The organism is Mycobacterium sp. (assembly GCF_039583785.1).
GTDB lineage: Bacteria > Actinomycetota > Actinomycetes > Mycobacteriales > Mycobacteriaceae > Mycobacterium.
Window position 1 is genome coordinate 1 of the sequence record NZ_JAVKSG010000114.1, and the last position, 6,416, is coordinate 6,416.

Consider the following 6,416-nt stretch of genomic DNA (forward strand, 5'->3'; position numbering starts at 1 on the left):
GTTCCAGACCCATATAAGAATATTTGTCCATCTGGTATTTATGGTTTGAGTTCAGCACATATGTATGCAATATTTACAGATATGCTGCACTTAATCCAAAATAAAATAGAATGTTATGGAAATAGAATAGAAGCACTTGAGAAAAAGGTAGCGTGATTATTATGAATAATATGGATTCAACAAAAACGTGGAAAGAATGGGTAAGTGATTTCATTCACGGAAGAACACATGTAGCTTACGGCTTGATAATAAGCACAATAGCATCTGCAACAGGTTTAATAGTAACCAATACTTTAGATATAAAAATATTATTTTTATTGTCACTAATAGGCTCTTTAGGCAGTCTTGTTGATATAGCTTCTCATTTATATTATCATTAATGCCAATAACTATTTATATTTAATAAACATACATTATTATGGATAATAGTTTTGATTGTATCAGACTTGGACATACGAACGAACCCATCGAAAATAATACACAAAAATGGCTTCTTGATGAAGTAAATAGAATGAATATAATGCCATATAATATTGCACTGACAAATGCAATAGAGTTGAAAAATGTAACTACAAAGCAAATGGAATATACTATGGGAGGAGTGTGGCATATTAGAGATGGTATATTTTATCCTGAAATTGGCAAAATTGAATATAGTATGAATAAAACTATAGTATATGGAAAAACAATAAAAAGAAACGAAACAAATAAAATTCCAAAAGACTATGATTACTTATTATATTATTATCACGTAAAGGATGCAAAACCAACAGGAAGCATTATTTTCTTTAAAGACGATAAACCACTTTCTTCTTTAGAACACTATGTAATTGGCACAGAAAATCTTAATATAGAAGGAATTGGACTATTTCCAAACATAGATTTTAAAGTTTATAAAAAAGACATATCCAATATTGTTTTGACAAATTCATACTGTATTATACAAGGTATCTAATATAAATTAGACAAGAATAAATAAAATACATTAACAAACTTTATATATTATATTGTAATAACTGTATATGGATATTACAGATGAACAATTTAATATATATATTAATAAAATAAATGAAAAGAAAAGTTCATTATTGTCGGTAAATGAAAGCCTCCTAAACGAATTATTTTCAAGTCTTGTTGAAACTATTAATCAGTATCACTCAGAATTGAAAAATAAAAAAATAGAAATAGAAAGGCTTCAAGAGAAATTAAAAGAGAACGAAAAATGATAGACGATGCTCCTTTTGAGTTAATATTACCAATTTCTATAATGATTTTAGTAATATTTTCATTTTTAGACTTTATTTATGGAGTACTTGGAAGTCTTCACGCATTATTGTATGTAACAACAATATATCAAGAAGTTGCATATACAATATTATTCATTATTTCTATATTTATTTTTATGTTCTTAATAAAACTGTTAATAACTTTTCTTCTATTGCTTATAGCATATTTAAAATAAATTATATACAATATTTATTTTATCAAGTAATATATATTTATGGATGAAGATGCAGTCGCTTTAATAATTGGTTTTATAGGCGGAGCTGTAATAGGCGGTGGAATAGTCTATTTTATAGTAAATCAAAAAAAGAAGGTAATCATTGGTAGGAATAAAGAAGGTCAAATAGACAGTATAATAGAGGAATAACATGATAAGAACAGTAAAACATAAAAAAATCCATACAAATCACGATTTAATAGAAGGAATAAAATATGCAAATATGAAAACTATGCAGGTAACACAGAGTATGGATGTAGGAAGCCCTTTAGTTTTCACTGTATTAGGCACAATATTAGACATAGGTGAACAAATTAACGATGTAAAGGAAAAGAGCTTTCCAGATGCAGAAAAAATTGATGATAAAACCCCCAGTAAAATGCATAAAAACCACTAAAAAACACGCATGAAATTCTTTTATGGTTAATTATATACTGTGGTTAATTTCTTGTTAGAAAGTTTATATACTACTATGCAATATTAAATTATGTCACTGGAAAAACTGAGCAGAGAATATAAAAAATTTAAAGCAAGCAACTGTGATGATGTCTATTTTGCTGTAAAAGGAAGCAAAATAAAACCGTATTATGAAATACCCTCAAACGCATATGAATATAGCAATAAGGAATTTGCACTGTATCTAAAAGACCATAAAAACAAATGGAATGAACTTTTAAACATAGCCGGAATAAAAAATAATGGATATTTAGAAGATGAAGAATTATTTTTAATATTTCCAAATAACAAATTTGAAGAAGTTTCTAAAGTTCTTCATTTTATTAAAAAAAGAGGTCAAAAGAATGTTGATAAAAGCCGAATAAAAAGAATTACTCTTATTCATTAATAATTTCTACAGGTATGTTTTTTAAATCATAAATATATGCAATTCCTAATTTATTTACTTCGTCATTTTTAAAATAACTAATTCCATTTTTCATTATTATATGTAAAGGAAGCATTTCAACGTTGCTCGTCATTGCTCTTTGCATTGTAATAGTATTTACTAATCCTTTTAGACCAAACAGTTTATAAAGATGATTAAATGTTGGATTTTTATTGAAAAGTTCTAAAACTTCTTCTTTTGTCATATACATGCACATATATTTCGTTATAGGATAAATATTTATCTGAAATGGATGTTATCACTATAATATGGATTATAATTTTTAGTTTTAACAACTCCATTTTCTGTAAAGAATATGTTAATATTATCCTTGCAACCATTCAGCATAAGAACCTTAGAAAGGTCTTCTTTTATTATGTTTTTAGTTTCTAATGTTGTATTTTTATTTAATTCTAAATCAGTTAATATATATATATTATATCCAAAATTCTGCATCTGGAAATAGCTTATAATGTCTTTTAAAACGGCTACAAAATATGCTTCTTCACCGTGTTTAGTTCCTAATTTTTCTTTATTTAAATTAGAATGAAAACTATATCCATTTCCTTCAATTATTAAATTTGCACACGGAATATAAAAATCAACAATTTTTGTAAAAATTCCTAAATCTATTGCATATTCCTCATAATAATTTACACCTAAACTGTCTAAAATTTCTTTTATCATTATTTCTAAATTTGTTCTTTTTATATTTTTCCTTGAACTTTGTTCACTTTTTACCCTTTTTTCTACTTTGTTTCTACACGAATGGCATAAATATATTCTTCCACCCATATAAGGTATTTGTTCGTGTGGTGAAAAAGACGTTTCAACTTTTCCACAACGTGCACACTGATTTGTATAATATTTCTGGTCACCCTTTTTAGTAACTATGTCAGGCATAGAGTTTTTTTCTAAAACAATAAAATATTTTATAAAAGTTTTTGATGTTATTAAATATTCTGTATTATTAATTAGAGATTTTTTTACAACGGTATATTTTTCTGTATCTACCTTGTTGTCTAAATCTATATTGAATATATCGTTTATTATATATTTTAATCTCATTCCTTGTGTTTTTCCATAATAATTCATATATTCGTTCCATATAGTATATCCTTTGATATATTCAACAGGCACACTAAAATATAATAATTCGTCTTCCATAGTTAAATATTACTTAATGATATTTATAAACGTTATTTATTTTATAAAGAAATAGTATATACATGCCTAATAGAGATATACATAATTTAATTTGTAAATTAGCTGGAATACCACTAAATAAAGCCAATATAGTAAATAAAGAAATGGATTTGCCTTCACAATTTTATGGAGGAGAGCATAGATTTCTATTTCACGGACAGCATATAATGAAAGTAAAAACACCTATTGGAGTAGTTAGAGTAAGCAAATTCTCAATACAGCCAAAAGACATATTAGAAATTTATATGTTAACAAATGGAGACCCGGATAAATTAAAGGCTTGGTATTTGCACATATTGATGGATGGTGTAAATAAAGACACTTTACACCTTTATAAAAAGAAATAAATGTATGTCTTTATATATTTTAAACTAATATAGTAGTATGGCAACTAAAAGTGTGTATTTAACCATAGCAGTTTTTATATTTGGTTTAGGAATAGCAGCTGTAACTAAAGGATTGTTTTTAGAGGGCATAATAGGAATAATAATAGCGGCACTCTTTGCTTTTGCATATGATATAGAAAAAACTCCTGCAAAAGATATGCCAAAAGACCTTGATACTATCAAAAAATATTTAGCTGAATATAGCACAGTTGTTTCTGCACATAGCAAAACAATTGAAGATGCTGTAGGAAAATTGATGTCAACCATAAACATAGACAAAGAAAAACCAATTCCTATGAGTGCAGACAAAGAAAAACCAAAACAATAAATTTTTTATTTTTATTAGCTCTGTAGTATAGTGGTTAAGTATGTCGGGCTTTGAACCCGAAGACGAATGTCCAAATCATTCCAGAGCTATTATGTTTATATATTTATTTATAATAACATTTTATGATTGGAGTATTATTAACTTCTTATAAACCAGATAAAAAGAGAATAGAGTATGTAAAAAAAGCCATAATATCACTTGATGCACAAACTAAAGACCCGGATGAATTTTGTTTTGTTAGTGATTATATTACCGGAGAAACTAAACAGCCTAATAGTATAGAAACTGAGCTTGAAACATATAAAAGAAGACATCCTTCTGTTAAATATACAAGACTAAAATATGGTGGAACAATAGGTGAACAGCTCGTATATGCAATATCAAATATGAAAAGTGATTATATCATCTTTTTAGACGATGATGACACCTTTAATTCTGATAAAATAAACATAGTATCAAAAGCATTAGAAAGCAGTATAGACATTGCTTTTATACACAATGATAGAGAGTATATAGATGAAAATGATAATTCTCTTGGATATGTTCCTACAAATTATTATTTTGAAGGTCAACTTTGGAATAAGTCAGCAATAACAATTAAAAAAAGCATTATAGATTTAACTGTTTTAAGTAAAATAACAAACAGTGAAGACAATCTATTAGGATATTTTGCTTTAGCTTCTGGAGAAAATATTATTTCTATAAGAAAAATACTTACCTATTATAGATTTTTAAAAAACAGTGCTTTTCATCATAAAGACCCAAAAGATATATATAAATATTATAAAGAAGCAAAAAACAATTTTCAAATAATGGAAAAATATTTTATAGAAGCATATGAAAAAGGCAAATATAAATATAATAAAGATATACTTTTTACTTTAATTAATATAAGAATAATAGACTGTAATGCACATTTAAAAAATATAATAAATATTTAAAGCGTTTTTAGATATTCAAAGAAATATTTTAAAGCCAATATTATATCTCCTTTTTCTATAGCTGCTTCAAACTTTTGTTCTAAATTTTCCTTTTCTGGATTATGTCTTATTCTTTCAATGGTGATAGGAAACATCTGATTATCAGGAAATTTCAATTCAGAAGTTAAATCAAAAGTATATGTCTTAAATGTCTTTGGATTTGGTGAGTATCCTTTCGTAGTGCTCTCGGTTTGATGGTCATAGTCAGTAACCTCGCTCTGTGGATACTGTATGGAGTATTCTCTTACCGTTTTTGAAATATTTTCTTGAGACAATTCATAAGCCCTGTAATTAGAAGGAACAATACCATCTACAAAACCATCTTCAAGAAAGTTTACAGACTTTTTTGGAAGGATGTTAAAAACAAAACATACAATAGGCTTAAAACCATTAAGAATTATTAATTGTAATTCCATACTATTAATCTCTCCACTGGTATACTCAAATTTCTGTATAAAATCAGTTCCTAAATTCTGTATATATATTGGAAAGAAAGCATCTCCAAAATAATAACCATTTCTGTATAACACACACGAAATGCTTTTATCTGTTAAATTTTCTATTTTCCATTCTACCAGTCCAGTAGTTTCGTCTATATATTCATAGCTAACTCTTAACTTATCGTTTACTTTTGGAACAGATATAATACCCGTCATAATTACATATTGCAATAGACTATTTAAAGTTTTTCAATTAAAAAAACTATAAAGTATTTATACCTTTAACGCATTATATAACTATGCAATATTATAAAATGCTAATGACGGGTAATTACGTAGAAAATCCAGACAATGAAGATATCACAGAATGGACAGTAGAAAAATTAAACAGCGGTAAATATAAGTTTAAGTGTCTTAATACCGATGAAATACAAGTTTTAGATGAAAGTGAAGTAGTTGTTTTAAATGAAAACAAACTATAATAAAAATTTACAGATTTCTGGAATAATTCTCTGAAGACGAATGGTGGAATGAATTATAAAATATTTATATAATATATTAACATAATAGATATATGAAGTTACCTAAATTTATAAACGATAATAAAGATAAAATTATAGAAATTGCTAAATGGAGTAATGAAACTAATAAAGAAAGTGCTATTATACAATATTTAAATAATAAAACAAAAA

Annotated in this window: 13 protein-coding genes and 1 tRNA gene; 11 read left to right on the top strand and 3 right to left on the bottom strand. The window is 26.2% G+C overall.

All coding sequences use genetic code 11. The annotated features are described in order from the left end of the window. Positions 1-170: 170 nt before the first annotated feature. The 6 genes from ABDV69_RS19645 (at position 171) to ABDV69_RS19670 (ending at position 2,345) form a co-directional block, all read left to right on the top strand. Positions 171-380, top strand: coding sequence for a hypothetical protein (locus tag ABDV69_RS19645; protein ID WP_343577386.1), 210 nt, complete (start codon positions 171-173; stop codon positions 378-380). 38 nt (positions 381-418) lie between these two features. Then, the gene (locus ABDV69_RS19650) at positions 419-955 is read left to right on the top strand and encodes a hypothetical protein (protein WP_343577388.1); all 537 of its coding nucleotides are present in this window, start codon (positions 419-421) and stop codon (positions 953-955) included. Positions 956-1,022: 67 nt separating this feature from the next. Then, positions 1,023-1,226, top strand: a complete 204-nt coding sequence (locus ABDV69_RS19655; protein ID WP_343577390.1) for a hypothetical protein — start codon at positions 1,023-1,025, stop codon at positions 1,224-1,226. A 275-nt stretch (positions 1,227-1,501) separates the two neighbouring features. Continuing rightward, the gene (locus ABDV69_RS19660; RefSeq protein WP_343577392.1) at positions 1,502-1,651 is read left to right on the top strand and encodes a hypothetical protein; all 150 of its coding nucleotides are present in this window, start codon (positions 1,502-1,504) and stop codon (positions 1,649-1,651) included. A gap of 1 nt (position 1,652) precedes the next feature. Beyond that, positions 1,653-1,898 (top strand): hypothetical protein, encoded by a 246-nt coding sequence (locus ABDV69_RS19665; protein WP_343577394.1) that lies wholly within the window; start codon positions 1,653-1,655, stop codon positions 1,896-1,898. Between the two features lie 90 nt (positions 1,899-1,988). Beyond that, on the top strand, positions 1,989-2,345 hold the full coding sequence (locus ABDV69_RS19670) for a hypothetical protein (protein WP_343577395.1): 357 nt from the start codon (positions 1,989-1,991) through the stop codon (positions 2,343-2,345). On the opposite strand, the gene ABDV69_RS19675 is transcribed toward ABDV69_RS19670, so the two are convergent. Continuing rightward, positions 2,335-2,589, bottom strand: coding sequence for a hypothetical protein (locus ABDV69_RS19675; RefSeq protein WP_343577396.1), 255 nt, complete (start codon positions 2,587-2,589; stop codon positions 2,335-2,337). The genes ABDV69_RS19670 and ABDV69_RS19675 overlap by 11 nt on opposite strands. Positions 2,590-2,624: 35 nt before the next feature. Further along, positions 2,625-3,551 carry a hypothetical protein gene (locus tag ABDV69_RS19680; RefSeq protein WP_343577398.1) on the bottom strand — a complete coding sequence of 309 codons (927 nt, stop codon included), beginning with the start codon at positions 3,549-3,551 and terminating at the stop codon, positions 2,625-2,627. Positions 3,552-3,613: 62 nt separating this feature from the next. On the opposite strand from ABDV69_RS19680, the gene ABDV69_RS19685 reads away from it, so the two are divergent. From ABDV69_RS19685 to ABDV69_RS19700, 4 genes are all read left to right on the top strand, one after another. Then, the gene (locus tag ABDV69_RS19685; RefSeq protein ID WP_343577400.1) at positions 3,614-3,937 is read left to right on the top strand and encodes a hypothetical protein; all 324 of its coding nucleotides are present in this window, start codon (positions 3,614-3,616) and stop codon (positions 3,935-3,937) included. 37 nt (positions 3,938-3,974) lie between these two features. Then, positions 3,975-4,304, top strand: a complete 330-nt coding sequence (locus ABDV69_RS19690; protein ID WP_343577401.1) for a hypothetical protein — start codon at positions 3,975-3,977, stop codon at positions 4,302-4,304. A gap of 16 nt (positions 4,305-4,320) precedes the next feature. Further along, positions 4,321-4,393, top strand: a tRNA-Gln gene (locus ABDV69_RS19695). 33 nt (positions 4,394-4,426) lie between these two features. After that, positions 4,427-5,245, top strand: a complete 819-nt coding sequence (locus tag ABDV69_RS19700) for a glycosyltransferase (protein WP_343577402.1) — start codon at positions 4,427-4,429, stop codon at positions 5,243-5,245. Here the strand turns inward: ABDV69_RS19700 and ABDV69_RS19705 are convergent. Further along, positions 5,242-5,940, bottom strand: coding sequence for a hypothetical protein (locus ABDV69_RS19705; protein ID WP_343577404.1), 699 nt, complete (start codon positions 5,938-5,940; stop codon positions 5,242-5,244). The two genes, ABDV69_RS19700 and ABDV69_RS19705, sit on opposite strands and share 4 nt — an antisense overlap. 104 nt (positions 5,941-6,044) lie before the next feature. Here ABDV69_RS19705 and ABDV69_RS19710 point away from each other — a divergent pair, with 104 nt between their 5' ends. Next, the gene (locus ABDV69_RS19710) at positions 6,045-6,206 is read left to right on the top strand and encodes a hypothetical protein (protein ID WP_343577405.1); all 162 of its coding nucleotides are present in this window, start codon (positions 6,045-6,047) and stop codon (positions 6,204-6,206) included. The last annotated feature ends 210 nt before the right edge of the window (positions 6,207-6,416 follow it).